General features: G+C 53.9%; 24 protein-coding genes and 4 pseudogenes. 15 read left to right on the top strand and 13 right to left on the bottom strand.

The genetic code is table 11. From position 1 onward, the window contains the following. Positions 1 to 174: 174 nt before the first annotated feature. From ACIO0C_RS03180 to ACIO0C_RS03170, 3 genes are all read left to right on the top strand, one after another. Positions 175 to 1,107: a hypothetical protein gene (locus ACIO0C_RS03180; protein ID WP_401307687.1), complete on the top strand. Its 933-nt coding sequence runs from the start codon at positions 175 to 177 to the stop codon at positions 1,105 to 1,107. Between the two features lie 33 nt (positions 1,108 to 1,140). Further along, positions 1,141 to 1,743, top strand: a complete 603-nt coding sequence (locus ACIO0C_RS03175; protein WP_401307685.1) for a GGDEF domain-containing protein — start codon at positions 1,141 to 1,143, stop codon at positions 1,741 to 1,743. A 231-nt stretch (positions 1,744 to 1,974) separates the two neighbouring features. Then, positions 1,975 to 2,577, top strand: coding sequence for a diguanylate cyclase domain-containing protein (locus ACIO0C_RS03170; protein ID WP_401307682.1), 603 nt, complete (start codon positions 1,975 to 1,977; stop codon positions 2,575 to 2,577). A gap of 68 nt (positions 2,578 to 2,645) precedes the next feature. Here ACIO0C_RS03170 and ACIO0C_RS03165 read toward each other — a convergent pair whose 3' ends face one another. From ACIO0C_RS03165 to ACIO0C_RS03145, 5 genes and pseudogenes are all read right to left on the bottom strand, one after another. Further along, positions 2,646 to 3,443 (bottom strand): substrate-binding periplasmic protein, encoded by a 798-nt coding sequence (locus ACIO0C_RS03165; protein WP_401307679.1) that lies wholly within the window; start codon positions 3,441 to 3,443, stop codon positions 2,646 to 2,648. Positions 3,444 to 3,556: 113 nt separating this feature from the next. Next, the gene (locus ACIO0C_RS03160; RefSeq protein WP_401307676.1) at positions 3,557 to 3,895 is read right to left on the bottom strand and encodes a hypothetical protein; all 339 of its coding nucleotides are present in this window, start codon (positions 3,893 to 3,895) and stop codon (positions 3,557 to 3,559) included. A gap of 114 nt (positions 3,896 to 4,009) precedes the next feature. Next, the gene (locus ACIO0C_RS03155) at positions 4,010 to 4,864 is read right to left on the bottom strand and encodes a nitrate- and nitrite sensing domain-containing protein (RefSeq protein ID WP_401307673.1); all 855 of its coding nucleotides are present in this window, start codon (positions 4,862 to 4,864) and stop codon (positions 4,010 to 4,012) included. 5 nt (positions 4,865 to 4,869) lie between these two features. Further along, complete coding sequence (locus ACIO0C_RS03150) at positions 4,870 to 5,829, bottom strand: methyl-accepting chemotaxis protein (RefSeq protein ID WP_401308052.1); 960 nt, start codon at positions 5,827 to 5,829, stop codon at positions 4,870 to 4,872. A gap of 536 nt (positions 5,830 to 6,365) precedes the next feature. After that, a pseudogene (locus ACIO0C_RS03145) lies at positions 6,366 to 6,793 on the bottom strand (transposase); the annotation flags it as partial. A 122-nt stretch (positions 6,794 to 6,915) separates the two neighbouring features. Here ACIO0C_RS03145 and ACIO0C_RS03140 point away from each other — a divergent pair. The 6 genes and pseudogenes from ACIO0C_RS03140 (at position 6,916) to ACIO0C_RS03115 (ending at position 12,948) form a co-directional block, all read left to right on the top strand. After that, a complete protein-coding gene (locus ACIO0C_RS03140) occupies positions 6,916 to 7,227 on the top strand; it encodes a hypothetical protein (protein WP_401307671.1) in 312 nt (103 codons plus the stop codon). A 170-nt stretch (positions 7,228 to 7,397) separates the two neighbouring features. Further along, positions 7,398 to 9,617 carry an EAL domain-containing protein gene (locus ACIO0C_RS03135; protein WP_401307668.1) on the top strand — a complete coding sequence of 740 codons (2,220 nt, stop codon included), beginning with the start codon at positions 7,398 to 7,400 and terminating at the stop codon, positions 9,615 to 9,617. 46 nt (positions 9,618 to 9,663) lie between these two features. Then, positions 9,664 to 9,993: pseudogene (locus tag ACIO0C_RS03130) on the top strand (PAS domain-containing protein); the annotation flags it as partial. After that, positions 9,967 to 11,241 (top strand): methyl-accepting chemotaxis protein, encoded by a 1,275-nt coding sequence (locus ACIO0C_RS03125; protein ID WP_401308050.1) that lies wholly within the window; start codon positions 9,967 to 9,969, stop codon positions 11,239 to 11,241. The pseudogene ACIO0C_RS03130 and the gene ACIO0C_RS03125, both read left to right, overlap by 27 nt. A 313-nt stretch (positions 11,242 to 11,554) precedes the next feature. Next, a pseudogene (locus ACIO0C_RS03120) lies at positions 11,555 to 11,782 on the top strand (hypothetical protein); the annotation flags it as partial. 725 nt (positions 11,783 to 12,507) lie between these two features. Then, positions 12,508 to 12,948, top strand: a complete 441-nt coding sequence (locus ACIO0C_RS03115) for a CopD family copper resistance protein (protein ID WP_401307665.1) — start codon at positions 12,508 to 12,510, stop codon at positions 12,946 to 12,948. A gap of 183 nt (positions 12,949 to 13,131) precedes the next feature. Here ACIO0C_RS03115 and ACIO0C_RS03110 read toward each other — a convergent pair whose 3' ends face one another. The 3 genes and pseudogenes from ACIO0C_RS03110 to ACIO0C_RS03100 form a co-directional block, all read right to left on the bottom strand. Beyond that, positions 13,132 to 13,794, bottom strand: a complete 663-nt coding sequence (locus tag ACIO0C_RS03110) for a histidine phosphatase family protein (protein WP_401307662.1) — start codon at positions 13,792 to 13,794, stop codon at positions 13,132 to 13,134. A gap of 33 nt (positions 13,795 to 13,827) precedes the next feature. Beyond that, positions 13,828 to 14,055 (bottom strand): AbrB/MazE/SpoVT family DNA-binding domain-containing protein, encoded by a 228-nt coding sequence (locus ACIO0C_RS03105; protein ID WP_401307659.1) that lies wholly within the window; start codon positions 14,053 to 14,055, stop codon positions 13,828 to 13,830. 1,179 nt (positions 14,056 to 15,234) lie between these two features. Continuing rightward, positions 15,235 to 15,410 (bottom strand): annotated as a pseudogene (locus ACIO0C_RS03100) (transposase); the annotation flags it as partial. Between the two features lie 240 nt (positions 15,411 to 15,650). On the opposite strand from ACIO0C_RS03100, the gene ACIO0C_RS03095 reads away from it, so the two are divergent. Continuing rightward, positions 15,651 to 17,351 (top strand): hypothetical protein, encoded by a 1,701-nt coding sequence (locus ACIO0C_RS03095; RefSeq protein WP_401307657.1) that lies wholly within the window; start codon positions 15,651 to 15,653, stop codon positions 17,349 to 17,351. A gap of 97 nt (positions 17,352 to 17,448) precedes the next feature. Here the strand turns inward: ACIO0C_RS03095 and ACIO0C_RS03090 are convergent, their stop codons facing one another. The 5 genes from ACIO0C_RS03090 to ACIO0C_RS03070 form a co-directional block, all read right to left on the bottom strand. Further along, positions 17,449 to 17,799, bottom strand: a complete 351-nt coding sequence (locus ACIO0C_RS03090) for a trimeric intracellular cation channel family protein (RefSeq protein WP_401307655.1) — start codon at positions 17,797 to 17,799, stop codon at positions 17,449 to 17,451. A gap of 215 nt (positions 17,800 to 18,014) precedes the next feature. Next, positions 18,015 to 18,314: a hypothetical protein gene (locus tag ACIO0C_RS03085; protein ID WP_401307652.1), complete on the bottom strand. Its 300-nt coding sequence runs from the start codon at positions 18,312 to 18,314 to the stop codon at positions 18,015 to 18,017. 433 nt (positions 18,315 to 18,747) lie between these two features. Then, entirely contained in the window at positions 18,748 to 19,191 is a 444-nt protein-coding gene (locus tag ACIO0C_RS03080) for a hypothetical protein (RefSeq protein ID WP_401307649.1), read from the bottom strand. A gap of 132 nt (positions 19,192 to 19,323) precedes the next feature. Next, positions 19,324 to 19,602 carry a hypothetical protein gene (locus ACIO0C_RS03075; protein WP_401307646.1) on the bottom strand — a complete coding sequence of 93 codons (279 nt, stop codon included), beginning with the start codon at positions 19,600 to 19,602 and terminating at the stop codon, positions 19,324 to 19,326. 3 nt (positions 19,603 to 19,605) lie between these two features. Next, positions 19,606 to 19,983, bottom strand: a complete 378-nt coding sequence (locus ACIO0C_RS03070) for a DUF1413 domain-containing protein (RefSeq protein WP_401307643.1) — start codon at positions 19,981 to 19,983, stop codon at positions 19,606 to 19,608. Between the two features lie 288 nt (positions 19,984 to 20,271). Here ACIO0C_RS03070 and ACIO0C_RS03065 point away from each other — a divergent pair, with 288 nt between their 5' ends. From ACIO0C_RS03065 to ACIO0C_RS03045, 5 genes are all read left to right on the top strand, one after another. Then, the gene (locus ACIO0C_RS03065) at positions 20,272 to 20,436 is read left to right on the top strand and encodes a hypothetical protein (RefSeq protein WP_401308058.1); all 165 of its coding nucleotides are present in this window, start codon (positions 20,272 to 20,274) and stop codon (positions 20,434 to 20,436) included. A 258-nt stretch (positions 20,437 to 20,694) separates the two neighbouring features. Then, entirely contained in the window at positions 20,695 to 21,861 is a 1,167-nt protein-coding gene (locus ACIO0C_RS03060) for a restriction endonuclease (RefSeq protein WP_401307640.1), read from the top strand. A 126-nt stretch (positions 21,862 to 21,987) separates the two neighbouring features. Next, positions 21,988 to 22,431 carry a DUF4238 domain-containing protein gene (locus ACIO0C_RS03055; protein WP_401307637.1) on the top strand — a complete coding sequence of 148 codons (444 nt, stop codon included), beginning with the start codon at positions 21,988 to 21,990 and terminating at the stop codon, positions 22,429 to 22,431. A gap of 177 nt (positions 22,432 to 22,608) precedes the next feature. Next, a complete protein-coding gene (locus ACIO0C_RS03050; protein WP_401307634.1) occupies positions 22,609 to 23,037 on the top strand; it encodes a hypothetical protein in 429 nt (142 codons plus the stop codon). Between the two features lie 416 nt (positions 23,038 to 23,453). Further along, the gene (locus ACIO0C_RS03045) at positions 23,454 to 25,679 is read left to right on the top strand and encodes a hypothetical protein (RefSeq protein ID WP_401307631.1); all 2,226 of its coding nucleotides are present in this window, start codon (positions 23,454 to 23,456) and stop codon (positions 25,677 to 25,679) included. Positions 25,680 to 26,062: the final 383 nt, after the last annotated feature.

The raw sequence follows: 26,062 nt of genomic DNA, 5'->3' as shown, positions 1-26,062 counted from the left end.
CGCCGGCGTAAGTGCACCCTGTCCACGAGCGTTAGAAAGTTGAAATGTTTTTTGCCCACCTCAAGCGCATCCTGAAACTGGATCGCTTGCGACTACGTGGCATAAGTGGCACGACCGATGAGATCACTCTGTCCGCCACAGTGCAGAACCCACTACACATTATTGGAGACGGCGATGAGGGCGGAGTCCGAACTCAGCCAGGTAAAAAGGCTGCGTCAGTTCAATACCTATGCCCGGCTGGCGGCCGTCACTGTGACGACGATCGGCTTGGTTGTGCTGGTTGGCTGGCTGCTTGACGTGCCTTCGCTAAAGGCGGGGCTTCCTAGCTGGACTGCGATGATGGTCAATACCGCCTGTACGTTCACTGTCCTCGGTATGGGGCTGTGGTGCGCTACATTCAGAGCCTCCCTGGCCGCAAGTTTGATCAGGCGGCTTGGCGCTATCTTGGCGATAATGGTGGGAGGGCTGACCCTCGTTGAATATGTCATGTCGGTTGATCTGGCTATTGATCTGCTGCGTCCTTTCGAGCTTCAGCACACCCAGCCTGCTCTTTTCCCGGGGCGGATGGCGCCGGCTACAGCACTGTGTTTTCTGCTCTCAGGCTTTGGCCTCCTGTTGCTTGAGGGCCGGCCGTTACTGCCGCAAATATTCGCTTCATCAGCGCTATTTATTAGCCTGATGGCATTTGTGGGCTATTTGTTCGATGTCAGCGCGCTCTACTCGGTGGGCCTCTATAGCTCTATGGCCATCCATACGGCTATTGCGCTGACCCTGTTCAATACTGGACTGCTGGTTATCCAGGAGCGGTCGGAATTCGTCGAGTTGCTGATGAGCGACACAGCGGGTGGCGAGGTTGCCAGAAACTTGCTTGCCAGTATCCCGGTAATCATTCTCAGTATCGGAGGTGCTCTGCTGGTCGGAGAAAAGCTGGGCTACTACGACAAGCGGTTCAGCTTGGCCCTGATGGCGACGCTCAGCATAGCCACGCTCGTCGCGGTAATCCTGAGAACGGCGAGGCACCTTCGTCAGCTCGATAAGTCGAGAGAGCGTGCTCAAGCGGAACTGGCTGCTCTGAATGCATCCCTTGAGTTGCGGGTGTACGAGTGAACCCGCGCACTCGAAGCGGTGAACAGCAAACTAATGGACGAAATATCGCAGCGACAAAAGGTCGAAGATGATGTGCGCCGACTGTCACTGACAGATGAACTGACCGGCTTGCACAATCGCCGCAGTTTTTTTCTTTTGGCTGACCAGCTAATGCGATCTGCTCGCCGTAATGATCAATCCTGCTTGCTGTTTTTTGTTGATCTCGACGGCCTGAAAAAACTTAATGATATCCATGGCCATGAGGCGGGCGACTTGGCGATCATTGCAGCTGCGCAGGTGCTAAAAGCAGCGTTTAGAGGGAGTGACATTGTCGCCAGGATCGGCGGTGATGAGTTTGTAATCCTGGCTGCCGACGCGGGGGAGTCGTCGGATGCCCTCTATGCTCGTGTGCAAGCGCTGGTCGATGAATTCAATGGTAGTGAACGCTGTCGTTATCCTATCGGCCTAAGCATCGGCGCTGTTCATTGTTCGCCAAAGGAGCTGAAGCCTCTGGGTGAGCTGCTTGCTTCTGCTGATGCCGCGATGTACGCCAATAAGCAGCGTCGTCGTCAGCAAGCTCTTCATTGTGATGGGTGCGTAATAAATGTACCGCCCAGGCAAGCAGGGCGCCCACTTGAATCGTCCTCGGTCTCGTAGAAGCTTTCGCGTGGCTGCTTATGGCCCAAAGTGTGTAAAAGCGCTTCGTGAAAATTGGAGTGCGCGCGGTTACGTAAAATGGGTAATTTGTCGGCATGCCAGTAGACATGGATTTTGCGTAGAAGCGCGATTTCCAGCCTGGTTTTGAGTCACTGTGGCGTTGAAAAACAATTTCACACAGCATCGGCCGACTCCTGCCATAGGGGGAAGGGCAGCAGTCGATCGATTCTGTTGAAAAAGTGGGTTCGTCCATTCGTATTGATGCCGGTGGTGTTGATTCGGCATTTCAAATCGATCGAAAGAGCAGAGGTTGAACTCGAACGCTCGGCTTATCTCGCGACCCATGATGTTCTAACCCAATTGCCGAATCGCTACCTCTTCGCCGATCGTTTCGATCAGGCCCTCTCAAACTGGACATCGAGCGGAACTGCGTTTGCCGTTCTGTTAATCGATCTGGATCATTTCAAGGAAATTAACGATAAGCATGGCCATGAGGTCGGTGACCTGGTTCTCACGGCAGTCACCAATCGCATGCTTCAGGTTACTCGTTTTTGTGACACCGTCGCACGCTACGGTGGAGATGAATTCGTGATTCTGATCACGGATCTTATCAACCCAGAGAGTGCTGAGCTGAACGCTGAGAGGGTGCTGGAGGCGATGGCGCAGACAGTAGCGACAAGCGCAGGCGAGCTTTCACTGTCGTGCAGTATCGGAGTCGCTCTGTGCCCCAATCATGGCCAAAATCTGGGCTCGTTGCTGAAAGGGGGGGGATCAGGCAATGTACGGTGTAAAACAACTGGGGCGCAAAGGAGTTGCGATGACAGAGTCCTCTGAAGCTTGAGATGGTTACCCATACTACGTTGTTCCCTAAACCGCAGTCGCATAGTCAAGGCGACATGAAGCTAAGGAAACCAGCGCGTGTGAATATCCTTGAGGGCGCCGTTGGCCTCGATGCGGCGATAGCCCTCGTCATAAATCTCTAGTGCTCGCAATCCGTCTGGATGGGCCAAGCTAAAGCCAATCGTGGAGTCCAGCATTCCGCAATTGAAGGCGAAGCGCACTAAATCCTCGGTGCCCGACTGTATGGCTCTTTGATTTCTGGCCTCAAGGTCATTGCTCATCACCAATACCGCCTGAAAACGCCGAGCAGCGAGTTTTTGCAAGCTTGTTAAATCGGAAAGTGAATTCTCGAACACCACCCCTGAGGTCTGGAGCGCCGTCACCTGGGCTGAGTATTCATAGTCTCTGGTGATGCCAACGACTGTGCCGGGCGGCAAAACACATTTTCCATCTGGAGGCTTCGGCAAGGGCGCACTGATATGTTCGAAGACGTCGTTACTTACTTTGAAGATCGGCTGCGCCGCCAGCTTGATCTTGCCCTCGAATTCAGGCTGCCAGCTCATGTTGAAGCAGGCGGCGACTTGGCCATTGAGAACCATGTACTTACAGCGTGAATACGGCACGACTTTTAGCTGTACCGCTACCGCCATTTCTTTGAAGGCGGCGATGACTACGTCATTGGCGTAACCTGTGCCATCGCTCTTTGACCATGGAGCGGCAGCATCTTCGACCATGATTGTCAGCGTCTCGCGCACCTCTTGTGCGATGCAGGCGCTCCCTGTCAGCAGCTGTAGTGTGCAAGTCAGAAGGGTCGGAGCTACATTTGGCCACATTCTGTGACGACTCTCTTTTTTATACATGGGAGGCTTTATTGAATCGGTGAATCCACCGCAGGTGAAATGGGTCTTTGTTTTTTATCGAACAGAGCGACTGTCTACCGGATAGTGGCAGACTGTACAGGCAGGGCAAGGGACTACATACGAAACCGATTGACCAGATGGTTAAGGTTTGTGGCCAGGCGCACCAGCTCTTCACTGGCCACGGAGGTCTGCTGCACTCCATCTGTACTCTGCCTGGATTGGTCGCTGATTGCCACTACGTTACGATCGACCTCGCGCGCCACTTGCCCTTGCTCTTCTGCCGTGCTGGCAATCACTAAGTTCATCCCGTTGATATCGGTGATCCGCTCGGCGATTAGAGTCAGGGCCTGATCAGCTTCACGAGCCACTGTCTGGCGGTGTGCAGCAAACTCGTTGCTCTGCTGCATGTCACGAACACACTCTTGCGTCACACTCTGGATGGCAGAAATCATTCGTTCGATTTCTTGTGCATGCGGTCGCTCGGCCGGCCTTGTACTGGCGGGCAGGGCATCTGATGGTCGTAGCGCAGCGGCTGCGGTTGGATGGGATTTAGCATCTGTAGTTCCTTAGCGTGGCTGTAGCTGAGCCAGCGCCGCATCCACTAGGGCCAGCAGTTCGTCAATGCCTTGGGTGGCGCGTTGGAAGTAGGTCTTGGCGGCAATCACGGGTTGTTCCTGGTCGAGCAGCTCCTCTTTTGTGCAGCGTAGAAAATCCTCCACCACCTGCTCGCGATGCTGCAGGTGGAACACGTCAGCCTGCGGGTGATCGGTTGCGTGGCGTTGCAGAGTGGCGAAGGCCGTGCCGGCCAACAGCTCGATCTTCTGGTAGAGAAAACGCATCCTCACGCGCTGCTCGGCGCTGCTCTGACCGGCCGCCGCGATGCCGGTGCCCAGGGCGCGCGCCTGGCCCGCCCATTCTGCCGCCTGGACTACCTCGCGCCAGATACAGGGCAGGTAGCCCAGCTCGGCACGACCTTCGGTTAGATCGATTTCGCTTGCCACATCCTCCATCAGAAAGATGCTGTTGCGAATGATCAGGTGATGCTGCACCAGATTGTTTGCCCGGTCGCTACTGCGCCCTTCGCGCATGAGCGACCAGTGATCGATCAAGCTGTTCCAGGAGTCCCGGTGCGTGCTGTCGAATTCCTGGGCTGCACGGATATGCTGGTCGAGCCCTTGGCGAGCGGTGGCAAGATCGTGACTCAGGCTGGCATCGCCACAGAGCACCCCATTGCTCAGGCCGCGATGGCGCTGAAACCCGGATATAAGTGCACGCAACAAGGCCAACTGGCGAATGTTCAACTGGATATGTTGGCGCTTTTGCCGCTGCAGGCGCCGGTGCAGGCCGTAGAACAGCAGGATCAGGGGAGGCAGGGAGGCGGCAGCGGCGAGCAAGAGCGGTAGTCCATGCAATCCATTCATGTTGATTACCCCGTCAGATGAGCCAGATGGTGGGCGATGGATCGCGCCTGATCGGCGGCCTGCAGGTTGTTGGCATTGCCTTGGCGGACGCGGTCGGCCAGTTCGGCGATTTCCGCAACGGCCTTGCCCTGTTGTTCGGTACTGACTGCCACTTGCTCGACCTGTCCGGTCAATTGCAGGGTGCGCTGTTGCACCTGATTGAGTAGCGCGCACACCGCCTCGGAACTGGCGGCGCTGCGATGCGCCAGATTGGTCAAATCGGACACCTGTACCGTGGCATCCTTGATGTGCTGTTGCACCGATTCGATGTTGCGACTGATTTCTGCCGCCGACTCCTGGCTGTGTAAGGCCAAACGGCGAACTTCATCGGCCACCACGGCGAAGCCACGGCCGCTCTCACCTGCGCGGGCAGCTTCGATGGCGGCATTGAGGGCGAGCAGGTTAGTTTGCGAAGCAATACCACGGATGGTGCCGGACATTTCATTAATGGTGCGCGAGTTGGTGTTCAGCTGCAGGATCAGCTCGTTGGTGGTGATGGCTTGCTGCGCCATCTCGGACACCTGCCGCACCAAGTTGGTGAGTTGGTCGATCCCGTCGGCCAACTGTTCGCTGGCCACGACGCTGGTTTGACGCGATTCATCGGCCAGCGCCGCCACCTGCAAAATGCTCACATTCAGTTGTTCTACCGCCGCTGCGGCGACAGTGGCCGATTCGCTTTGTCCTTCAACATTACTGGTCACCAGCGCCGCGCTTTGTTCGAGTTCGTGTGAGGAGTGGGATATTTCATCCAGACGCTGCTGTAACAGTTGTTGCTGGCGTTGTTCACGGTTCACCCACTGCTGAATGCTTCGTCTGATCGGCTGCAACAGCCACTGGGCAGCGCTGACTGGCTCCTGGGAGCCATATACGGCGGAGTTTTCACAGTAGCGTTGCAACTGTCCGATCTCCTGCAACAGCAGCCACATGCTGGCAATGGCTAGGTAGGCCAGCACCGCCCACAGTGGCCCGGTTGGCAGCGTCGCAGCGGCCAGGACTCCGCCTGCTAGGCTAATCGCTAACAGCGTACGGATCATGCCGATAATGCCCAGTTCACGCAGCAACAAGAACGCAGGGTAGGTGAGCCACTTCATGTGTTTGAATCTCCAATGCGGAAGCCAAAAAAAACGCCTGAAGCCTCTGCAAAATATCCGCAGCGGGTTCAGGCGCCTTTGCCTTGCAGGAGCGAATCCTGCTGATGTGATTTTTTAGTTAGCAAGAGTGATGCCATAGGTTCTCGGCAACTTTCAAAGGATTTGACCCACCGTCGTGTTGCGCGCAGCTTTTATATTGTTGGGTTACGCGGCGCAGCAATTACGCAGTTGATTTTCAGACCTTGCTTTGCACCACTAACCTGCGCGGCCCTATCCACCCTGCGCATTATCGCGTCCCAGGCATCACTTGGTTGACCTGCACGTTTCAACCCATAACTGGGACATGGTCTTTTCAAAATGGCTGTTGGCGCACCATGAAAGCAACAGATCACTCGCCGTGCTTGTTGCTTCTTGCGATCCGGCGAGTAAGCGAACCAAACCGCCGCCGGTGTTGAATAACTCGCTGGTCGGTCATCAAGCACATACGTCCACAAGCGAGCGGTTTTGGTTTTATCGTGGCCCGATGTGAGCACGCCAATTGGCGTGTAGTCAGCATAAATTTTATGGCCGCTCATGACATGGCGATCAAGGGCGCTGATCAGCGGTCTGAGCAATTGACTGCTCTGGCGAAACCAATCGGCCAGGGTTTAGCGCTCCAGATCCGCGCCCTCACGGGCGTAAATCTCGGACTGCCGATACAACGGCAAGTGATCGACAATTTGGAGACCAGCACATAGACAAACAACCCCTGGCCGCCAAGGCTTCGGGGTATCAGTCGACCAAGGCGACTCGGCGCTGGGGCATGATAACGAGCGATCAACAACACGTATCCATAGGATCGGTTTCAACATTGATTTGCATCAATAAAACGCCACGGACGGTGTTGTAAACAGCGCATCAACCTTGTGGGGATGCAGTTTGATGAACAAGTCCAACCAGACAACCCGAATTATTTGCAACGACCTAGAACTAGCCGATCAATTGCGCCAATTGTTGGTTCATATAGCACCAGATTGCGAGGTGCTGAGCGCTCCGAGTAATTGTAGTGCCGTGCCGATTTGCCGCTGGCACGGTGAAGCACAATTGGGGGCGGCTGGGCTGGTACATGCTGCGTTGTTGGATGCTACCGAGGTTTTGGAGCAGACTCGACACGCCTTCAAATCTCGCGAACTGGGGCTGCTACGGCGGCGATTAGTTACGTTGCTGGATAGATTGTCAGACAATCCGAAATGATGTAAAAATGCCATCAGTAGGTTCCGCCCAACGCGGGAACCGGCTTTGCCGAGCAGGATAATTGGCCTGAAAGACGAAGCGTCGTGACATCAGTTCTTCACCAGAACTCGTTGTCACGGCGTTTTTTTTTGTCAGCAGAAAGGAATCTTTACTAACACCGAGGTGTGCGAATGAAGGTGAAAAAAGATCTGGAGGAGTTGCTCAGGCGTATTCGTCTCGATGAGGAGGAGATTGTCGAGCGCTATCGCTTTCTCGACTGGAGCGCCGAAGATGCCAAGCGACTTGGTGCAGCAGCTCAGCACATGGCCCCAGCTCAGCAGGCTTTTGTCGATCATTTGTACCGTCACTTGGCGAAATTCTCCACGCCGTCTGCCTTACTTCGTGCGCCGGAGGTCACCGCGCGTTTGAAGCACAGCCAGGCCGAGTATTACCAGTGTTTGTGGGGCGGCCCCTACAATGACACCTACGTCAACGGCCGCCTGCGCATCGGTGTGATTCACCAAAAAGTCGGCCTGGAGTTGAAGTGGTATCTCGGCAGCTACCGTCTATACCTCGATGACATGCTTAAAAGCGTGTTCGGCGAAAGCCAAAACGCCACTCTCTATTCAAGTCTGTTGAAGGCGGTGTTCTTCGACATGACCTTGGCCATCGATACCTACAGTGCGGCCCAGCACAAGGCTCTGGAGGATAGTGAGGCTCGCTTCGCCCGTGCGCTGCGCGGTGCCAACGACGGAATCTGGGATTGGCATGTGGATCAGGATCGACTGTACGTTTCAGAGCGCTGGGCCAGCATGCTCTGCCTCAGCCGCGATAGTATCGGCGATAGCAGTGCCAGTTGGTTCGGTCGCGTGCATCCGGACGACCTACCGGATTTTCGCCAGGCCATAGATGCCCACATACAAGGGCAGACATCTTCTGTCCACCACGAGTATCGCATTCGCCAAAATAACGGTGGCTATATTTGGGTGCTGGTGCGAGGGGTAGCGGAAGTCACGACACCAGGCCAGCTACGCATGGCTGGCTCACAGTCCGATATCAGTGCACGCAAGGACGCCGAGCAGCGCCTCAAACATGCCGCCCACCATGACCCGCTGACCGGCCTGGCCAACCGTATGCGCCTTGATGAGCAAATGCAGAAAACCTTTATGAAACAGCGCAAGGGCGGTGCCCACGAAGCGCTGTTGTTCATCGACCTCGACCGCTTCAAGTTGATCAACGATAGCCTCGGTCACAACGTCGGTGATCGCGTGCTGGTAGAAGTGGCACAGCGCTTGAGAGGCGCGCTACGCCCCAGCGATCAGTTATTCCGCTTCGGTGGAGATGAATTCATCGTATTGCTTCATGATCTCACCTGCGACCGCGACGCCGAGCAAATATCCCAACGCATTCTCGACAACCTGCATCAACCGCTGCACATGGACGGTCGTACCCTGGTGGTCAGTGCGAGCATCGGCATCGCCCCATTGCATGATAACGGTAAAGCGCTGGATGTCTTGCAGGCCGCCGACCTTGCCCTCTACAGAGCCAAGTCTGCCGGCAAGGCGCGGTTCGCACACTACAGCGAAGCGTTGCAAGATACCGCACAGCACCATCTGGAACTGGAGTCCGCTCTGGGCCAGGCGCTGCAACACAATGAATTCGACCTGCATTACCAACCGATCTATCGTCTTGACCAGGGGGCGCCCCTCATGTCTGGGGTCGAAGCGCTGTTACGGTGGCGCCATGGCGAACGCTTGATCTCACCACTGGAGTTCATCCCGGCGCTGGAAGAGTCGGGGGAAATCATCCGCGTCGGCGAATGGGTCTTGCGCCAAGCCTGCCGGCAGACCCGCCTCTGGCAACTGGCTGGACATGACCATCTGCGTTGTTCGGTGAACATCTCCAGCCTCCAGTTGCAACAAGCCGACTTCACCCTCCGGCTGATCGACATCCTGCAAGAAAGCGGCCTACCACCTGCCAGCCTGATCCTGGAAATTACTGAAAGCCAACTGATGCATGACGACCTGGACACATTGGCCTGTCTGAACGAACTGGCCAACCTTGGCGTGTTGTTGGCGCTGGACGATTTTGGTACCGGTTACTCCTCGCTTGGTTATCTCACACGCTTTCCACTGCACATCCTCAAGCTGGATAAAAGTTTCATCGGCGGCGTTCCGTGCGACAACAAACAGAGCGCGATCAGCCAGGCGATCATCGGCCTGGGCCGTAGTCTTAGCCTAGAAGTCGTGGCCGAGGGCATCGAGAGCCCAGCACAACTCGACTTTGTGGTCAGTGAAGGCTGCCACTACGCCCAAGGCTACTGGTTTAGCCGACCACGACCTGCTGCGCAGATGCAACGGTTGTTCAGCGGAGAAGACTGTTTCGAGGGGCTTGGGTGTCCATTGCTGTAAGCACGGTAGGCACCCAGCAGTTATCCATCAGCTCAGGAGGCAAACAATGAAAATCAATCTTCCGGTCAGTGGTCGTGCTGTCGAGTTCAGCGTCAATGCGAACATTCTTTCAACAACCAACCCCAAGGGCGCTATCACATATGTCAATCCGGATTTCATCAACATCAGCGGTTTCAGTGAGGCCGAGTTGCTCGGGGTCAATCACAACATCGTGCGTCACCCGGATATGCCGCCAGAAGCCTTCGCACACCTGTGGCAGACCCTCAAAGCCGGACGCTCGTGGATGGGCCTTGTAAAAAATCGCTGTAAGAATGGTGACCACTACTGGGTTAGCGCCTATGCCACGCCGATGCAGCGCAATGGTGAAATAATGGAGTACCAATCGGTTCGCACGCGCCCACCGAAAGCACTGGTAGACGCCGCCGAACTTCTCTATGCACAGCTGCGAAGCGGTAAAAAAACACACTGCCTGCGTCCGTCACGACTGTCCGTCGGCATGCGCTTAGCACTTGCTAGCACCGGGCTGAGCCTGCTTGGCTTTACCACCTTAGGCTTGGTGGGCGCCCTCTCTTGGAACCATGCGGCCATCGCTGCGCCGCTATTCAGCCTGTTGCTCGGCGGCTTGCTGTGCTTCAGCCTGCGCCCCCTCGACGCCCTTGCCCGTAAGGCTAAAAATATCGCCGATAACCCGCTTAGCCAAATGCTATACAGCGGCCGCCGCGACCAATTTGGACAGATCGATTTCACCCTGCAAATGCTCGAAGCTGAGACGCGGGCAGTCGTCGGCCGTATTGCCGACTCGGCCCGTCAGTTGAACAAAGAAGCCGAAGAGCTCGTCGCCGCAGTGGACAACAACAACTGCGCGACCCTACAACAGCAAGGGGAAACTGCCCAGGTGGCCAGCGCCATAACCCAGATGGCCAGCAGTGTGCAGGAAGTGGCGCGCAACGCTCAGCTCACCGCCAGCGCCGCGAGCTTGGCCAATCAAGAAACCGACCGAGGTCGACAACTGGTCGAGCAAACCCGCCAGCACATCGACAGCCTCGCCATCGAGGTGCAACAGACCGGCGCGGCGATTTACCAATTGGAACAACATAGCCAAGAAATCAACCGCGTACTCGAGGTAATCCAAAGCATCGCTGAACAGACAAACCTACTCGCCCTCAACGCCGCTATTGAGGCCGCTCGCGCCGGCGAGGCTGGGCGCGGTTTCGCCGTGGTCGCCGACGAGGTGCGCGGGCTGGCTTCGCGCACCCAGCAATCCACTGCAGAAATTCAGGGAACCATCGATACTTTACGGCGCTCGACTGGTGACGCCGTAGTCGCGATGCAACGCAGCCACAGCAAGGCCGAATCCAGTGTTGAGCAGGCACTGTTTGCCGCCCGGGCGCTGGATGGAATCACTCAACGAGTCGGTGAAATCAGCGACATGAGTGTGCAAATAGCCGCCGCCGTGGAAGAGCAGAGCGCGGTGGGTGACAGTATCCAGTGCAACCTGAAAGGTATCAGCCAAGCCACCCAAAGTAACGTGCTTGCCAGTAGCCAGAGCCGCACGGCTGCTGCCCATGTCGCCAAACTGGCCGAGCGCCTTCAACTGCTGGCGGCGCAATTCTGGGGACGGTAACGTAATGCATGACGGGTTCCGGTTGGCTGATAAGCATACATCGCAAAGACAACTAGGACTGGATAGCCAAGTGTTGATGTTTTCCCGCCACTGGCATCTGTCAAATAAGTACTGGCAAAAGGGGACGACTTCAAGAACGGGACTGGCTTAAGCTGAGACAATTTATGACGGTGCACCATGCGTACTCATCGCATGTAGTTCGGTCAGTAGTAGGTGCCGTGTTGAGCCATTTTTCTTATAGTCGATGCTTCGGGCCAGCAGGGCCCGGCTACCGAATCTTCGAGTAGAGTCTTGCTGAAGCGGAGAGCTAGAGATGGTGTTTACCTTCACCCGTATTCACCAACTGACGTCTGACGAGAGCGATATGGACGCGCTTCTGGAGCGCTTGGCAGAAGTAGGCTGCGATGATGCATTAGTCGGAGTAGGGCAGCCAGGGCGCCTAGCTCTTGAATTCATGCGTGAAGCACCTACTGCAGATGACGCAATTGCGGGCGCCATAGAAGACGTGCGTCGAGCCGTACCTTATGCACGCTTGATCAAGGCACCTCTCGCTCCATGATTGATGCGTGCGTTTTACATTGCGCGAGAGGGTTGTGTGAGATTCGATAGGCCACTTGTTGGGCAGCCGAGCTAAAGCTACTTTGCCTATCGCTCTTTCGGGCTTAAGCCCGGCTCGACTCCAAGTCTTCACATGCCCTGGGCGAGTCACTCCACAGTTGGCCCGCCACGATTGATTCAAGAACATGACCTATATCAAAAGGCGCCCCTATCGCCAAGTTACTATCCGTGCGTGACCCATTCCAAGGCGCGCAACATGGTCAATCCCGATTAACTGCTTGGTGGCGAGGTCGGCGTCCGCGCTATGCGAGGCGTTTTACGCATTCATGGACATGCAGCTAGAGGCCGTCATATCCGTCGCACGCACGGCAGCGATCTCGGGCCCATCAAAGAAAAACTGTACGAATAACTATCCGGCTGTATGGGGGCCGTCCTTGTATCAGCTAAATCACGTACGGTGTACATGACCAAACAGCGCCAGCGCTATACCATCCGTTCGCGCGAGCAGGATCAATGACTACTGTACATAGCTGTTGCCCTGGAGTGCATCGGCACCAGCGCTGAAGTCAAGGCGATATTGCAAGTCCCATTAGCGCGCATTGCCAATGCCGTGCGCAACCGCAACCGCAACCGCAACCGCGCGATCGAGCCGGTGGCTGCCCTTGCCGGCGAGTGATCCAGTGAGGCATCAAGGCTGATGGAGAAGGTATGAGTTATCTGTTGTTGAAGTTCATCCATTTGACAGCGGCGGCTTTTTTCATTGGTGGTGTGTTCTTTGAGGTGATGATCCTCAGCCCCGCAGCTCACCAGCTGGATCAGGCGCCTCGCGAGCAGCTGTCGAAGGCTTTGGGCTTACGGGCGCGACGCGTCATGCACTTAGTCGTGCTAGCCCTATACGGCGCAGGCCTGGGATTAGCATGGCAGTATCGAACGGCACTTCACGATCCTTTGGCCAGCAGCTTTGGCACCTTGCTGGCCCTGAAAATCGGCCTGGCCCTGAGTATTCTCGGCCAATTCAGCTATGTGGTTTACCTGATGCGAACGGGGCGCATGACAGCGCTGCGATCACGGCGGATTCACATCAGTGTGTTGGTGCACGTGCTCTGCATCCTTTTTCTGGCCAAGGCGATGGTCTTGCTTTCCTGGTAATGCGTAGCGATGCTGGCTACTACGCATCAGGAGATTGAGTGCGAGAATTGACTGACGGTTTTGAGCTTCTGACGCCGAGCCTATTGGCTCGTAACGCACTTTTTTATGCGTAACGTTGCGAATGTTACGATGCATAAAATTACGTTACAGCGGAGCGTGACTGAACCCTTGTCACCGAGACCGCTAATTTGTGCAGAAATCGTCTACAAATCTCTCTTGTCCTGATGAGTCGATTTGGCATTCGACTGTCCATCCGCCGTCAGCAAACATCAGTTGGTACCTCCAGCAATTCCTAAGCGGCGCCCTCACATCGAGCGCCCGAAACTCACGCATCAGGTCGTACGAATGAGCGTGGCTTCCATACTTGATCAGCCAAGCGGCAGCTCTGATGAATTGCCCATGGCTAAAGACCAGGATGTTCTGAGCGTCGTGATCCGCAAGCTTGGCCAGCATCGCATCTGCGCGCTCGAGTAGATGACCGAACGACTCGGCACCAGGGTCATCAGTAAACCTCGCATCACCGTGTTCCCAATAGCTTTCCGCGTGTGGCTTTCTGTCGACCTGTGTAGTGCTGGCGAAACAATTTGGGCTCAAATATGTGAATTCTTCGACGGGCCATAATTCGAAGGGAACGAAAGGGTAACGCTCTGCCGTTGGCTTCGCGGTAGCTGCGGCGCGTTCGAAGGGTGAGGAGATGATCAGGTTGGGAGTGCACGCTATGGATTCAGCAAGCGCACGAGCTTGATGCAGGCCATTTTCAGTCAGTTGTATTGAGTCTGGTGCTGCAGTGGCGAGACCAACGTTAGCAGCGCTCTCCGCGTGGCGGATCAACCTTACGCGTTTCATCGAGGGCTCTCGGTTTGATGTGGAGGAACTACCTCACTTGTCCAAGGCCGTGCCGCGTTGTTTGTTATTCCAGGCATCAGTGAGCTCGTCTATCCGATCCGCAATTTGAGACGTCTTTGATAGGACTAGGCAGCGCGTGTTGCCAACAAATTCCTCTATCAGATACACAGCGTCGCCGACATCCAGTTCGAGCTCCTGTAGCGCTTCGTCCGGAATTCGAATCGCACCGTCGCCATCCCATTCTTCGATGGTGATTTTCATAGGTGGCTTTCTCACGTGTGGTCTCCGTTGCTTTGAGTCGGCAATCGTAACGTGCTTTTGCGTACAGGCTCAGAGCGCAACGAGCAATCGTTCGAGCTGTTCACGCTCCCACGCACTCAGTAGCGCGACAGGCTCGGCTCCGTCGCACTGCCAGATTTCAAGTGTCCCGACTCGGCCATCAGGCGACCTGCAGTACTCGCATTAATCCAGGGTGTCACAGTCATTGAAGAGTGTGAGGAGCCATCCATCAATCTCCACGGGCATGAGGCCGTGACAAATCCCACTCCATGATTGGATGGAGCGTCGCATCATGATGCGTTTGCCCAGCGCGGCGTCCGTCAGCACGTGGTAGACCTCGCGGGCGGTAAGAGGAGAGGTTATGTTCAAATCATTCTGTGTGCGAGTCATCGCTTGCCCATAGCTAAGCTGTGATTTGACGTAACTGTAGGGATCGCTCATTCGGGCCAATGGCCCCGGCTCACCTAATCACCCGAGCATCTCCTTGATGATGGATGCAACGTTCCTGGCATCGTCGATGCCTCGGTGATAAGTATTCTGCTAAACCAAGCCCTTATGAGAAAACACTCGACCTCGATCTCTCCTGCGGCTGCACACGTCTGACATCGAGATGAATCCAGGTATTACGCGATGTACTGGATCCTCGTGGCAGCTAAGCGCATCAACGATCAGCAGCTGGCCGAGGGGTTGCGGGATGTCCGCGAGAAATACGCAACCAATGAGAATTAGGCCACCGAACAAATGGGGCGATCAGGCCCTTAATGCTATTCGTTTAGTGGCCATAGTCAGCTGCAAGTGAAGCTTGTCATAGCCCTGATCAGTAGCCGTGATGTTGCTATCCGGCCGCTCCACCATCGCCTTTTTATCAGCACGTGAGCCGGCCACTTAATTAGGTGAACACCATCGCCCTAAGCTTTCTGCTTGGAGGCGGCCTTGCTTTCGCGAGGCATGTTTTTCCGCTCAAATCTGTGTCTGACTTCCGCGGTGGGCTCCAAGTGCTTGGTCGCCTACGTGGAAAGCTGATTTGCTTGAAACGTTGAGCAGGCCTAGCACCATGCCTGCATTCATCCCACAAGGAGCTCTGCCAGGATTCAAGTGTCCTGACTCGGCCGTCAACCTTCACCGATCCACCCCGCTCAACCCAAGTGTCAACTCCATGATGCCGACCCAACGCTTCAGGTTTGAGCGGGCGATGTTGAAACCTGTTCGAGCAAAAATCGATTCCTGGCGATAGAGCGGCAAATTGTTGGCGAATTTCGCGATCATGACCTGGGCCAGAAACCCGGTGGTCGGGATGCCTTGTCAATGAGCTGCGCCGGAACCTGTGACTGGATCAGGGGCGCACTCATTGCAGAACCCACCAGGTTAGAACTACGGGACGTCAACTGCAAAAGGCCCAACACATTTGCTCTGGGCTCAGTGCCGCCTCGATGGCTGGATGGAGGCCAATCGCTATCAAGAAATCTCGAGCTGCGCCGATATTCCTGATAACGCAGTACTACGACGGGATTACACCGGCTACGTTGGTTTTGACGCTGCACTTGACACGAAAAAACCAAATAAGGAGAGGAGTGGGTATGGGGTGGTTAGACGGGAAGCTATCGGCAGTCAAAAATTCGGTATCCGAGACTATTTCAAAAGCATCAGAATCGGTCGCAGGCATTGATCTCAAGGGAAGCGCTTCCAGCTTGGCTGATGCAGCATCCGCTGCGGCATCAGCCGCAGCGGAAAAAACTAAAGAATTAAGCGTCGATGCTTACGCCGCTACAAAGGAAAAGATGGTCGTCGCACAGGACGCTGCTACGGAAGCCATTTCCAGTTTCAACTACAGCGAGCTCAAAAAAGCAGAATTTTACTCGCGCAATTTCAATCATTACAAAGAGCTTTCAACAACGAAGGTCACGGAGCTATATCGTTCGACGCTTGAAGTTGACAAAACAACCATGGAAATGGTGGATGATATCAGGGGGCGATTGCCTGTCCCGGCGCAAACAGTTGATGATATTTTCGAGCAGTGCAAGCGTGAGGCTATGAAGCGCGCCATTGCTGCTTTTGCTCTAGGTGGGGTTCTGCAAGATATCGACAACCACAGCGCCGCTAAATATGAAAACCTGTCTGATCGATACTCGACCTTTGCTAAGGAGAATGCCTATCAAATAAAGGCGTCTAAGCCCTTTGCAAACATGGTGAATGAGCGAAATGATGCCAGTGTTGCGGCGCAATTCCTTCAGAACGGCTACAACTCTTCAACTCCGCTCGACCCTGCAGGTACAGACATCGAGCATGTCATATCCAAAAAGGAGTTGTATGTAGATCCGCTCATTCGAATAGGCACCACGAATGATCAATATTTCGATCTGATCAACTCGCAAGAAAACCTGGTTTTTGCGGATCATTCGTTGAATCGGTCAATGGGGTCGCAGGACGTCCTCAAATATCTCGAACAGAGGGGGCGGCCGGTCGAGGATAAGCCTGGTGTGCTGGCAATCGATATCAAACAGCAGGACGGCACTATAAAAACCGTAGAAGTCAATGAGGCGGAAATGGTCGAGGCCTACACGCGCGCGGGTGATAAGCGTAATGAGCATCGTATGGCCGCGTTGCAGGAGGTCGGGCAGACGATAGCATTGACGGGCGCAGCAATGGCGGCGCAGCAGATCGTAGGGTTAATCGTTCTGGAAACGATCGATGTATTCGTGGACGAAATCAAGTTGTTGGCAACGAAGGGTCGGGTGATTAACGAAGACGGCTGGATTAAGAACTCCAAGGACGCAGCGGATCGAATTCAGAGGCGTTTGGCCGAGCGTTTCGAGGAGCGTGATATCTGGACTAGAGCGAAAAAAACAGGCTTGGAGGCGGGCGTAGCTGGTGCGTTAAGCATTATTCCCCAGATATTGATTGCGCTGATACTCAAGGTTCCCTCTTTCGTCCTGGGACTCATTCGGGAGTGCACTCTGAGTGTGGTTCGCTGTGTTCGTGTCATGCTGAGCGATGACCCTAACAAGCTCGACAGCATGACAGTTTTGTTGGCGGGAGCTGCCTCGGCAATCGCCGGCCTCTACGTCGGTCGTGCTGTGTCGACCGCCATAAGCAGTGTGCCACTTCTCAACAAATTCAATTCGGAGATTACTGGCGTACTCACCGGAGTGGTTGTGACAGCTGTTCCTTTGACTGCGATTTATACCTTCGAACAAAACAAAAACAAGCTGGCGTTCATGGCTGTACCTTTCAAAACAAGAAAGCCGACAATGAACGATGACGACGGCGTTCCTGTGTAGGTTGATGATGGCAGTAGGATTGATGAGCAGTCTTACCGGCAGTTCATCAATCATTTGGCCCCTTTGGAAGAGAGCTAACTAAAATCAGCGTTGTAGCTTACCCCTGCTTGGTAGAGAAAATAGCTGGCATTTGGAGTTCCTTATAAATGGCGAGAAACCTGAATCCAGAGGTGAATATCAATGCGATCCAACCGGCGATCCGGATTGACGGGAATATATCGCGCAGCAAGACATACAGGATGCAACCCTGCAGGATTGGCGTGGCGTAGATCTCACGTGACATCAATAACGAGGCCCTGCCGGCTAGCACATCACGCGCTATGCCACCCCCGAAACATGTCAGCACGCCCATCATCACTGCCGAATGCGCACCAAGTTGTAATGCCATCACTTTCTCGGTAGTGACTAATCCGAACAGTGCGGCCGCAAAACCATCGAGATACAGCAATACCCTGACTCGCCTTCGTAGCTGGACAGCGCCGGCTGCGAGATTGAATCTACGGAACATAATTCCTTTAGCTGTCCACTGGATCAATATCAGCGGTTATGACGGGCCGGTATGGGGCAAGTGCCGCCGGTGGCGATGGGCCGCAGTCGACCCCAAGCAGCCATTTGCCCACGCTCAGGTTAAGAGGCGGGCCCGGCGAGCGACTTGACCGAATATTAAGTGCGACGACGGGCGCGAATTACTGCGCTAGCCATCATAATATTACAAAAGTGAACGACGTCGCTGTAGTTACGTAGAGAATATACGCCGCGCCCGTATTTTCCGTCACCTTCTATTTCGCCGCTTTCCCACTGGTGAACCTGAATGTATCCAGAGGAGGAATTTGCCAAGATCTCAAATGCAACAGCGTTATAGTTGTCAATATAAACTTGAAACTTCCGTTCTCCGTCAGTTATTTCATAGCCTTGCTCAGTAGCGACCTGCTTTATAATTTCTACCAGCTTATCGAATTCCATTTACATCTCCTTTTATGGAAAGTCTAAAAATAATGCTTTCTCTCAGCTAGTGCCAGTGGATGGCGAGAGCTAGTAATAATGCTGCCTCTAGAGAGGCTCTAAAAAAGCCCCACTTTCATAATATTACATGTACTGTACGCTGCATAGTTACTGGTTTGTAATTTTCAGAAAAAAATCTTTTCAGGTCGTTCCTGGATGAGATGTATATAGCCGTTCAGGTCTTTTTAGATAGTATCCTTGGTTTTGGGTTGAGCTAAGTTTGCGATTTGGAATTAGAACCTAGCGTTGGGCGTAACCAGAGGGAAAAAATCGTAGCATTTCAACAGTCTGGCTGGCTGACTTGTTAGGCTTACTATGCAATATGATTTTTACCCACAGCGCCATACAGGAAAGGCCTCACGCCGTGGCTGGTATGGTTGGGCTAGGGCTCGCCTCAAAACTTGGCCTTGAGGAGGTAGCTTGCGAGACTGAGTGCGGGCTCCTTGGCGAGTCCAATCAGGTGTTCGTGGAGCTCATCGACCGCGCTGAAGAATTGTTCGTGCTCTTCGCTCTCATACGCCGGAGTCGAGAATGTAGGGCCTGACTGCAGGAAGTTCTCAAGTGAAATCCCTTCAATTTGCATTCTTTCATCGATGCCTTCGAAGGCTTCCCGATCAATTGCGCGTTGGAGCTGTTGCTTTGCACCTGCTACCGTGTGTTCAACTTTGTCCATAAAGCTGTGGATATCTTGAGTTAGTGGTGAGGTTCCTAGCCAACGCCGCACCTGTTGTGTTGCAGCCGAAAAATCGTGAAAAGCCTTCGCAAAACTGCGAACCTCTATGGGTATGTTCTTGAAATCTTCTGACTCAAATGCAAGTGGTCTACTTTTTCTTGGCATGAACATTCGCTCCGTGAAATCAGTGTGTCGTGGCTGCCCTAATATCTAGGTGATCAACAAGGGCCCAATCGGGCCCTTGTTTCCGTAGTAAGCGGTGAAGAAGATTCTGTCGGTGAACCCTTCACCGAAGCCTTAGATTATGCCCCGCTGCTTCATCCGCTCAAGCAGTACGTCAGGATGAATTCGATAAACGCCATCGCTAAGCCGGAGTGTCATCTTCCGATAAGTCGGGCTATGAGTACCGCTGTTGATCTCAGAATTGGACAGAAAGCAACCGGTGGTGGTTTTAGGCTCCTCTGAAAAATAATCGATGAATTCTTGGCGAGTCACGACAAGTCCTTTGCCAAGCAGGCCGTCAATTGAAGCATCAAGGAAACGATCACCAAGCGAACGGTCGGTCAATGTAGTCATCTCTTACTCTCCTGAAATGGTTGAACGGCGGTAGATAGCTTTGTTGCCACTATTGCGAGTAACCCATTCGGCAAGGCCAGCTTGAACCACTTGTTTGCGGAACGTCTTACCAAAGGATTTGCGGTCACCCGTCGTCATCAATTGCCAGGTCTCCGTCGGTATCACTTCTTCAACCAAGAAGGTCTCCCCATGCGGTACCTTTTCCACTGCCTGGAGTGTGAGCTGGATAGCTTGAACCAGATCGACAGATTCGGCTTCTGGTTGATCCAAAGCGGTTGCGAGCAGGCCATTCAATACCTCATCAGCGGTGCTGTTCGTGCTGCTGCTGCGATCTAGCAGGGCCGCCAACAGATCATCTCGGATTTCCACGGTCACCTTCATGAGTAATCTCCTTTTCAATGCATTTTGCTTGTGGTCAGCATGGCATATGGATTGGGAGAAGTAAAACCTTTGCTAAGGAGATAAAAGGTTTTGTGTGTGTGGGGGGGGGCGAACTACCAAAGAGTACATTTGTACCCTTTCAACAGTCATGGACTAGCCGTGCAGACCTAGGTCAGTTATCAGGCTGTGATGCCTAGATTGACGGAGTGTTGCCGCTGACCGAAAACTGATCCAAGTGTTCAACTACTTCTGCTCACTTTCCGAGCAAGAGAATACAGGGTGATCGGCATGAAAATGTTGGGGAAAATCCGGAGGATGTACTTTCGCGACAAGCTGTCGCTGCACCAGATACCGGTGAAGTGGTTCATGATCCAGCCGGAGAACGGGCCACCGACCATGCCCGACAGCGGTATGGCGATGAACCACAACACAGTCTTGCGCGCACGACGGTAGGTTGGAGAGGAGGCCGTGCAGACTGATTGGGCCCTCTGCTCGGATGAGTGCCTCCCGCTCGCATGGAGCCCAGTCGAACTTTACTAATGAGAGCGAGCGGCCCAGTACATACAGGAGGTAAAGCCGCGTAGTGGAAAACGCAGTGTTAATGCTTAGTACCAAAAAAATAGGTTCATGGACGTGTTGATGGCACTGCGCTATGGTCGCTGGCACGATACGCGCGAAGCCGCGTGATGACTTCGTGAAGGGGCAGGCACGATGATTTACCAATGCAATGGATGCAACAGGACTACTTTTGAGACTGCGTGCCCATGGTGCATGGGCTCTCAGGTTTCACCATCATCAGAGCTCACGTTGCGGCACCTCACTCCACTGGATCCTTCGTTTTATCCCGACTTTCAATACAGATCCAAAGGTTTGATTCAAGACTTCTTCGGTAAGAAGAAGGAGCAAGCCCAACTGAACGATCTTCTGAACAACGTATTGAGAAAATACGCGGAGCTGAAGCAGCCATACTTTACGAACTTCATTCACACGACTCGCGAAAGCGCAGGTAGCAGCGATGACGCAGGCGTGCCCGGCCCACGTTTGGATGGTGTGTACAGCGAGAGAGAGCTGTTCAGGGAGGTCTTGATTCGCAAAGGCTTTGACGAGCTTGAAGGGCTTCCATCTCTTTTGGACAAGCTGCTGCAAACCACAGCATTCAACTCTGCCTACCTAGGCTTCTCGAGAGAGTTGACCCGCCACATCCGAGCTGATCTTGCCGACACCTTACGTTCCTGGATTGAAGAGGCCGGGACGACATTCAGGTCTGACTTGGCCTTGTTTTACTACTACCTTTGGGAAAATGACGTTCCATTTCCCAATGTTCAATTCAATCCCCAATCAGCCACCACATCCGGCGTACCACTCCTTCCGCTGCAGGCTTTTCGGAATGGCTTGAGTCTATGCGAGGAGATTTATTTCGACATTCTCGTCGAGCGGCTGGGATCACAGCTCGAGCATTTCAATCCGAACCAGTTCATCACCATGTACCTGGTGGATGCCATGGACGGATTCCAATTCGAAGCCTTCCTTGTTGAGATCTTCCAGACCATTGGCTATGACGTCAAAGAGACCAAGAAGACGGCTGACCAAGGCGCAGATCTTTTCGTTACCCGGTTCGGCAAAAACATGGTCATCCAGGCTAAGAACTACTCTGGCTCTGTAGGCAACGCGGCTGTGCAGCAAGCCATTTCGGCTAAAGCTTTTTACGGGTGCGACGAGGCTATGGTAGTCACGAACTCCTACTATACAAAGTCTGCAAAAGAGTTGGCCGGCACAGCAGGCGTGCGGCTGATCGACCGGGACGGGCTTCAGAGCTATCTGGATGACTACAACCAGAAGCTCATCGAGGTTTTCCAGGCCGAGGAAGAAAGTGCCTAATCTTTTGCCGTTTGGTGGTCATGATGTTGCGTAGTGGACGCCTTGGTCGTATTGAAAGCGCCGGGGCGGCATGACACGGCGCTTAAGTCTGAGAACATTGCATAGAGACTAAAAGGAGGGGGCGATATGTCAGGGGTACGACAGCACTTCATTCCAAGGTTTTTGCAAAAAGGGTTCAAAATTCCAGGTAACGGAAAAACCGTCCGTTGCTGGGTGTACGAACAGAGCAAATCTCCCAGATCCGCAAATATCCAAGACGTAGGACTCGAAAGGCATTTCTATGCCATCGACAGTGAGCCGGATTTGGACGATAAAATTACCGAAGAAGAGCAGGACGTTTACGCACCGTTGGTAGACAACCTACGTGCCGGCAATCTTAGTGAGGCGGTGGTCGAGAAGATCCCCGGGTTGTTAGGTCACCTGGAAATCAAAAGCCGGCACGTGCGCCAGAATATGCATTCAATGGTCGATAAATGTGCCAGTGGCATTCTTGAGCATCTATCAGACCCTGCGAACCTCAGTGCGTTGGCTAAAGATCATTTCAGGCCAGGCTCTCCGGTGTTTAACTAGGCCCTAGCCGAGCAAGGCCTCAGTCATCAGCAGGTTCAAGCTCTGCTCGCCCTGGACGAGTCAATCCTCGACCAGATCTTTAAGCCCCTCGTTGCGATATTTGCCGCTCAGATGCCTGCCCAGTTGGATCGTTTCAAGTCTTCAATACCGGATTTGGTCAGACGCAGTCACGTTGGCGTGCTCAACGAATCCGTGTCGCCAGCTGCCCGTGCTCAACGCTTCACCGCGCTCCATTACTCCGTTCAAAAATTTGAGCCTGGCGACCTGCCTCTGGGAGATTCCGTTGTACTGTTCCATGTGAGAGGCGAGCGAGCCTTCAAGCCGTTTATGGATAAGGATGATGAGCTTGTTCACGTGATTCTGCCGCTGGCGTCAGACAAATACCTCCTTGGTGCGATAGATGTCTCTCAGACCTCGCCTCCCCAGAATTTGCCGCTTGAAATCGCCAGGTGCTCTATAAGGTATTTCATATGCGCGCACCAGAATGATCGTGCTGCCGATCTTCAGGCACAGATAGGAAGTAATGCCAGCTGGCTTTCGGCACGAGAAATGAACTCGATACTTAATGAAGTGCTTTCAGAGTTTATGAGCAAGAAGCTAGCTTGATCGAAGTTTGCAAAGGCCGTTCTGCGCGGGGGTGATGAAGCTAACGAGATTCGCTTCATCACCTTCCAAACACCGCGACTCAATCACTGGGGAGACCAGAAAGACCACGACGTCCATGGCACCGTGAACTGCGTTCAGAGGTAAGCAGAGCGCACAGACGAAAGTATGGAAGTGTCCTAAGGGTCAAGTCACGACAAAGACGAGGCTCGGTTCACGACAGCCGTGCCCGGCGGTGCACGCTCGAGACTGACCTTCGAACAAAAAAGCCGACGCTCTGATGGCTTTTTGCCTTTACTCAACGGCTCGATCTGGATACTGTAAATGCTATAAAGACGATATGAGCTATGAGGCAGTTCTCGCTTCTGTGCTTCAGATTTTACGAGGCTGAGCCAGTATCATCATGGAGTTCAATGAAAATGGATTGGGATCTGCTTCTAGACCACCTTTGGGCGTATGCCTCGCCCGATCCACATGTTCTGGGTACGGAGATCCGCTCCTGCCTTGAGGGCCACTCTTCGGAGGGGCTACTCGAAGCGATCTCCCTATTGGTCACTCAAGGTCAGAATGAAGCGGCCAGGCGACTCCTCAGCGAATTTTTGCGAAACCATCAGGCTGCAGATGATATCCAGCGTAAGCTTGGGCAGATCCTGAGTCTCCGAACGCGTCAGACAACAGGCGGGCTGTCGACCAAGAGTAAGCAGGGTGGTAATGAGGCCTTGCTTAAAGACGTCAACAGCCTAGTTGCTTCTGGCCAGTTGGACGCGGCCGAGTCACTTCTTCAGGAGTCAATAGATAGGTTTGAGGAGCCTGAAGATCTAGTTCTACTCGGCCGCGTTTACAAGCTCCAAGGGCGCGCCACGGAAAGCGCCAAGGCCGAACAGCGTGGCCTGATGCTGAAGCGCCAAAAGCAGGCGTTCGTTGAAACAATCTCTGCGGAGTCGATATACGACGACCTTCCTACCCTGAGTGACTTGGCGTTTCTCGATGATTCAGCCAGTCTTCTGGCCGCATTAGACGGGTCTGCAGCTTCTACCGGAAACACGTTGACGGGGGCAGTCAAAGATTCGTTCAATTTTATTGAAAAGGCGTCCTCTCAGTATTTGCCACAGCCAGACCAACTCTCTTGGGAAAAACCGTCTCAATCAACATCACCCGAGCATGGTGAGTGCGTCGATAACAGTATTTTCGACGTTGGGCCGAACACCACCACAGATATTGTCGAAGGGATGCCCGGAGTTGTTGCTGAAAAGAACGAGTTAACTACGCCTGCCACTCCCAAAAACGTCCTCAAACTCGCCCACCCTAGGAACACTGCGAAGCCGAGTAGCGGACTCACGACCGTCAAGATGGTTAGCAGATCTACGCATTTAGTGCGCGTCATCCAGTCACCGGAATCGACATCCTCTGAACCAGCTGACGCATCCTCATTAGAATCGATTCGTACGATAGCGCCCCGCGTTAGCCCTTCGACATTTCAGATTCCAGACGACCTTGAGGATGACGAAGACGATTGCCATGAATCGTCTGGCCTAGATCTGACCACTTCGACCGCCCCGGAGAGCTTCGAGCTAGGGGAGCCGGAAGATGACTATGACGTTGATCATGGTTTGCACGGCCTGTCGATCATCGAGCTTGAGACAGAGTACGAACCAGAAGCGCTTAGCGTCGTTGATGATTTCCGCGACGTTGACGATGACTATGCAGCTTATGCATTTGACCCGGATGAAGTTTTTGACGGCGAAGACGACGAAGCTTACGAAGAAAAAGACGGTTTCGCTGACCGGCTCTCACGCGAAGACCGGGCGCTCCAAAAAGCTGCCGAGTTGATCGGGAACGCCAATTGGCCGCTCAGCACTCTTCCATTGGTTCAGCAGATATTTGTTATGAGCGGCTGGGGCGCAACTCGACTTGCACTGGAGAGAGAGATCGACAAAGGGCTCTCTCCCCAGGAGTTGATCCTCGCATCACATATCAAGGTTATTTGGGCCGAGAACGATATCTACTGGATCGCTTTTGACAAAACGGGCAGTAGCCGTCTATCTCACCAAGTGCTTTCCTGGCCTATGGCCTTGCTGATCGTACGCTCATTCGAATTATTGCCACAGGTGGAAGAGCTTGAGGTTTTCTTGGAAAGCCTTTTCGCTGCCTGGTATGAGAACAACACCTTACGCCGGGCATTTAGGGCCTTCGCGCGATACCTGTGGTTCAGGTTCGCAAATTTGCACGGTTGTTTACCCGCCAACCAGCATTTTGACTTCTGCGACCCTCGAAGTCTGCCTGCTGAAGAGTACAGCGACTTGGGGATGTGCGATCTACTCGAAATCGAGAAGACCGACATTCTGCGCAGCTACGGCGTGTTCGTTACCAAGCACCCGCAAGAGCCGAGTTGCTATTTCAGTGACAAGCCGCCCCCCGCGGAAGAGCCGCCACCGATCAATGCTAAGAAGAGCAAAAAGAAGATTGAAGAAACTGAATGCCTCGAAGACGTTGAGTCGGATGATCAGATCACGGACGAAGATGACGATTGCACTGCAGGTAAATCCATAAGCGCTTCACTAGCGACTGTTTACGCACTGACTATCGACCAATCTACGCTAGGCATTGAGCTGTTAGGAGAAGGATCCGCGCATGAAGCCCCTTAGACTTACCCACGTTCCAGGCTGCTGGGTCAGCCAAACCTTACCCGGTGGCGAGAGCGAACGCCGGGGCATCGTCAAAATGGCCATTGCTAAGGAGTCTGGTGACCAGCTTCAGGTTCACTGGTTTAGCCCCGAGAGGAAGCTGGCCTATGTAGATGCATCAGCTGTGCGCTCGGGTTTTAGGAACGGCATGGACGTGGTCGATCAAAACCCATCCAGCGGAGTTCGCTCACTGGGGCAGGGCGTTGTCATGCAACAACGCATCCTCGCAGGCAGCGAGCAGGTGTTGGTTGATTTCCCTGAGCGTGGTGAACGCCATTGGCTGCCCTATCAATATTTGAGGCAAGTGAAAGGCGTTAAGCATCGCTTTTGCACCGCCCAGAAAG

The organism is Pseudomonas sp. NPDC087336, assembly GCF_044744285.1.
Taxonomy (GTDB): domain Bacteria; phylum Pseudomonadota; class Gammaproteobacteria; order Pseudomonadales; family Pseudomonadaceae; genus Aquipseudomonas.
Note: the sequence above shows the minus strand (reverse complement) of the source record. Positions and strands in the feature narration are given on the sequence as shown.

Excerpts from the sequence above, each read along its gene's own strand:
- ACIO0C_RS03180 (WP_401307687.1), top strand. The coding sequence starts at position 175 with ATGAGGGCGGAGTCCGAACTCAGCCAGGTAAAAAGGCTGCGTCAGTTC.
- ACIO0C_RS03060 (WP_401307640.1), top strand. The coding sequence starts at position 20,695 with ATGATTTACCAATGCAATGGATGCAACAGGACTACTTTTGAGACTGCG.
- ACIO0C_RS03110 (WP_401307662.1), bottom strand. The coding sequence starts at position 13,794 with ATGAAACGCGTAAGGTTGATCCGCCACGCGGAGAGCGCTGCTAACGTT.
- ACIO0C_RS03095 (WP_401307657.1), top strand. The coding sequence starts at position 15,651 with ATGGGGTGGTTAGACGGGAAGCTATCGGCAGTCAAAAATTCGGTATCC.
- ACIO0C_RS03165 (WP_401307679.1), bottom strand. The coding sequence starts at position 3,443 with ATGTATAAAAAAGAGAGTCGTCACAGAATGTGGCCAAATGTAGCTCCG.
- ACIO0C_RS03080 (WP_401307649.1), bottom strand. The coding sequence starts at position 19,191 with ATGCCAAGAAAAAGTAGACCACTTGCATTTGAGTCAGAAGATTTCAAG.
- ACIO0C_RS03125 (WP_401308050.1), top strand. The coding sequence starts at position 9,967 with ATGCAGCGCAATGGTGAAATAATGGAGTACCAATCGGTTCGCACGCGC.
- ACIO0C_RS03135 (WP_401307668.1), top strand. The coding sequence starts at position 7,398 with ATGAAGGTGAAAAAAGATCTGGAGGAGTTGCTCAGGCGTATTCGTCTC.
- ACIO0C_RS03140 (WP_401307671.1), top strand. The coding sequence starts at position 6,916 with ATGAACAAGTCCAACCAGACAACCCGAATTATTTGCAACGACCTAGAA.
- ACIO0C_RS03085 (WP_401307652.1), bottom strand. The coding sequence starts at position 18,314 with ATGGAATTCGATAAGCTGGTAGAAATTATAAAGCAGGTCGCTACTGAG.
- ACIO0C_RS03055 (WP_401307637.1), top strand. The coding sequence starts at position 21,988 with ATGTCAGGGGTACGACAGCACTTCATTCCAAGGTTTTTGCAAAAAGGG.
- ACIO0C_RS03070 (WP_401307643.1), bottom strand. The coding sequence starts at position 19,983 with ATGAAGGTGACCGTGGAAATCCGAGATGATCTGTTGGCGGCCCTGCTA.
- ACIO0C_RS03175 (WP_401307685.1), top strand. The coding sequence starts at position 1,141 with ATGGACGAAATATCGCAGCGACAAAAGGTCGAAGATGATGTGCGCCGA.
- ACIO0C_RS03075 (WP_401307646.1), bottom strand. The coding sequence starts at position 19,602 with ATGACTACATTGACCGACCGTTCGCTTGGTGATCGTTTCCTTGATGCT.
- ACIO0C_RS03065 (WP_401308058.1), top strand. The coding sequence starts at position 20,272 with ATGAAAATGTTGGGGAAAATCCGGAGGATGTACTTTCGCGACAAGCTG.
- ACIO0C_RS03155 (WP_401307673.1), bottom strand. The coding sequence starts at position 4,864 with ATGAATGGATTGCATGGACTACCGCTCTTGCTCGCCGCTGCCGCCTCC.
- ACIO0C_RS03115 (WP_401307665.1), top strand. The coding sequence starts at position 12,508 with ATGAGTTATCTGTTGTTGAAGTTCATCCATTTGACAGCGGCGGCTTTT.
- ACIO0C_RS03045 (WP_401307631.1), top strand. The coding sequence starts at position 23,454 with ATGGATTGGGATCTGCTTCTAGACCACCTTTGGGCGTATGCCTCGCCC.
- ACIO0C_RS03105 (WP_401307659.1), bottom strand. The coding sequence starts at position 14,055 with ATGAAAATCACCATCGAAGAATGGGATGGCGACGGTGCGATTCGAATT.
- ACIO0C_RS03150 (WP_401308052.1), bottom strand. The coding sequence starts at position 5,829 with ATGTGGCTGCTGTTGCAGGAGATCGGACAGTTGCAACGCTACTGTGAA.
- ACIO0C_RS03160 (WP_401307676.1), bottom strand. The coding sequence starts at position 3,895 with ATGATTTCTGCCATCCAGAGTGTGACGCAAGAGTGTGTTCGTGACATG.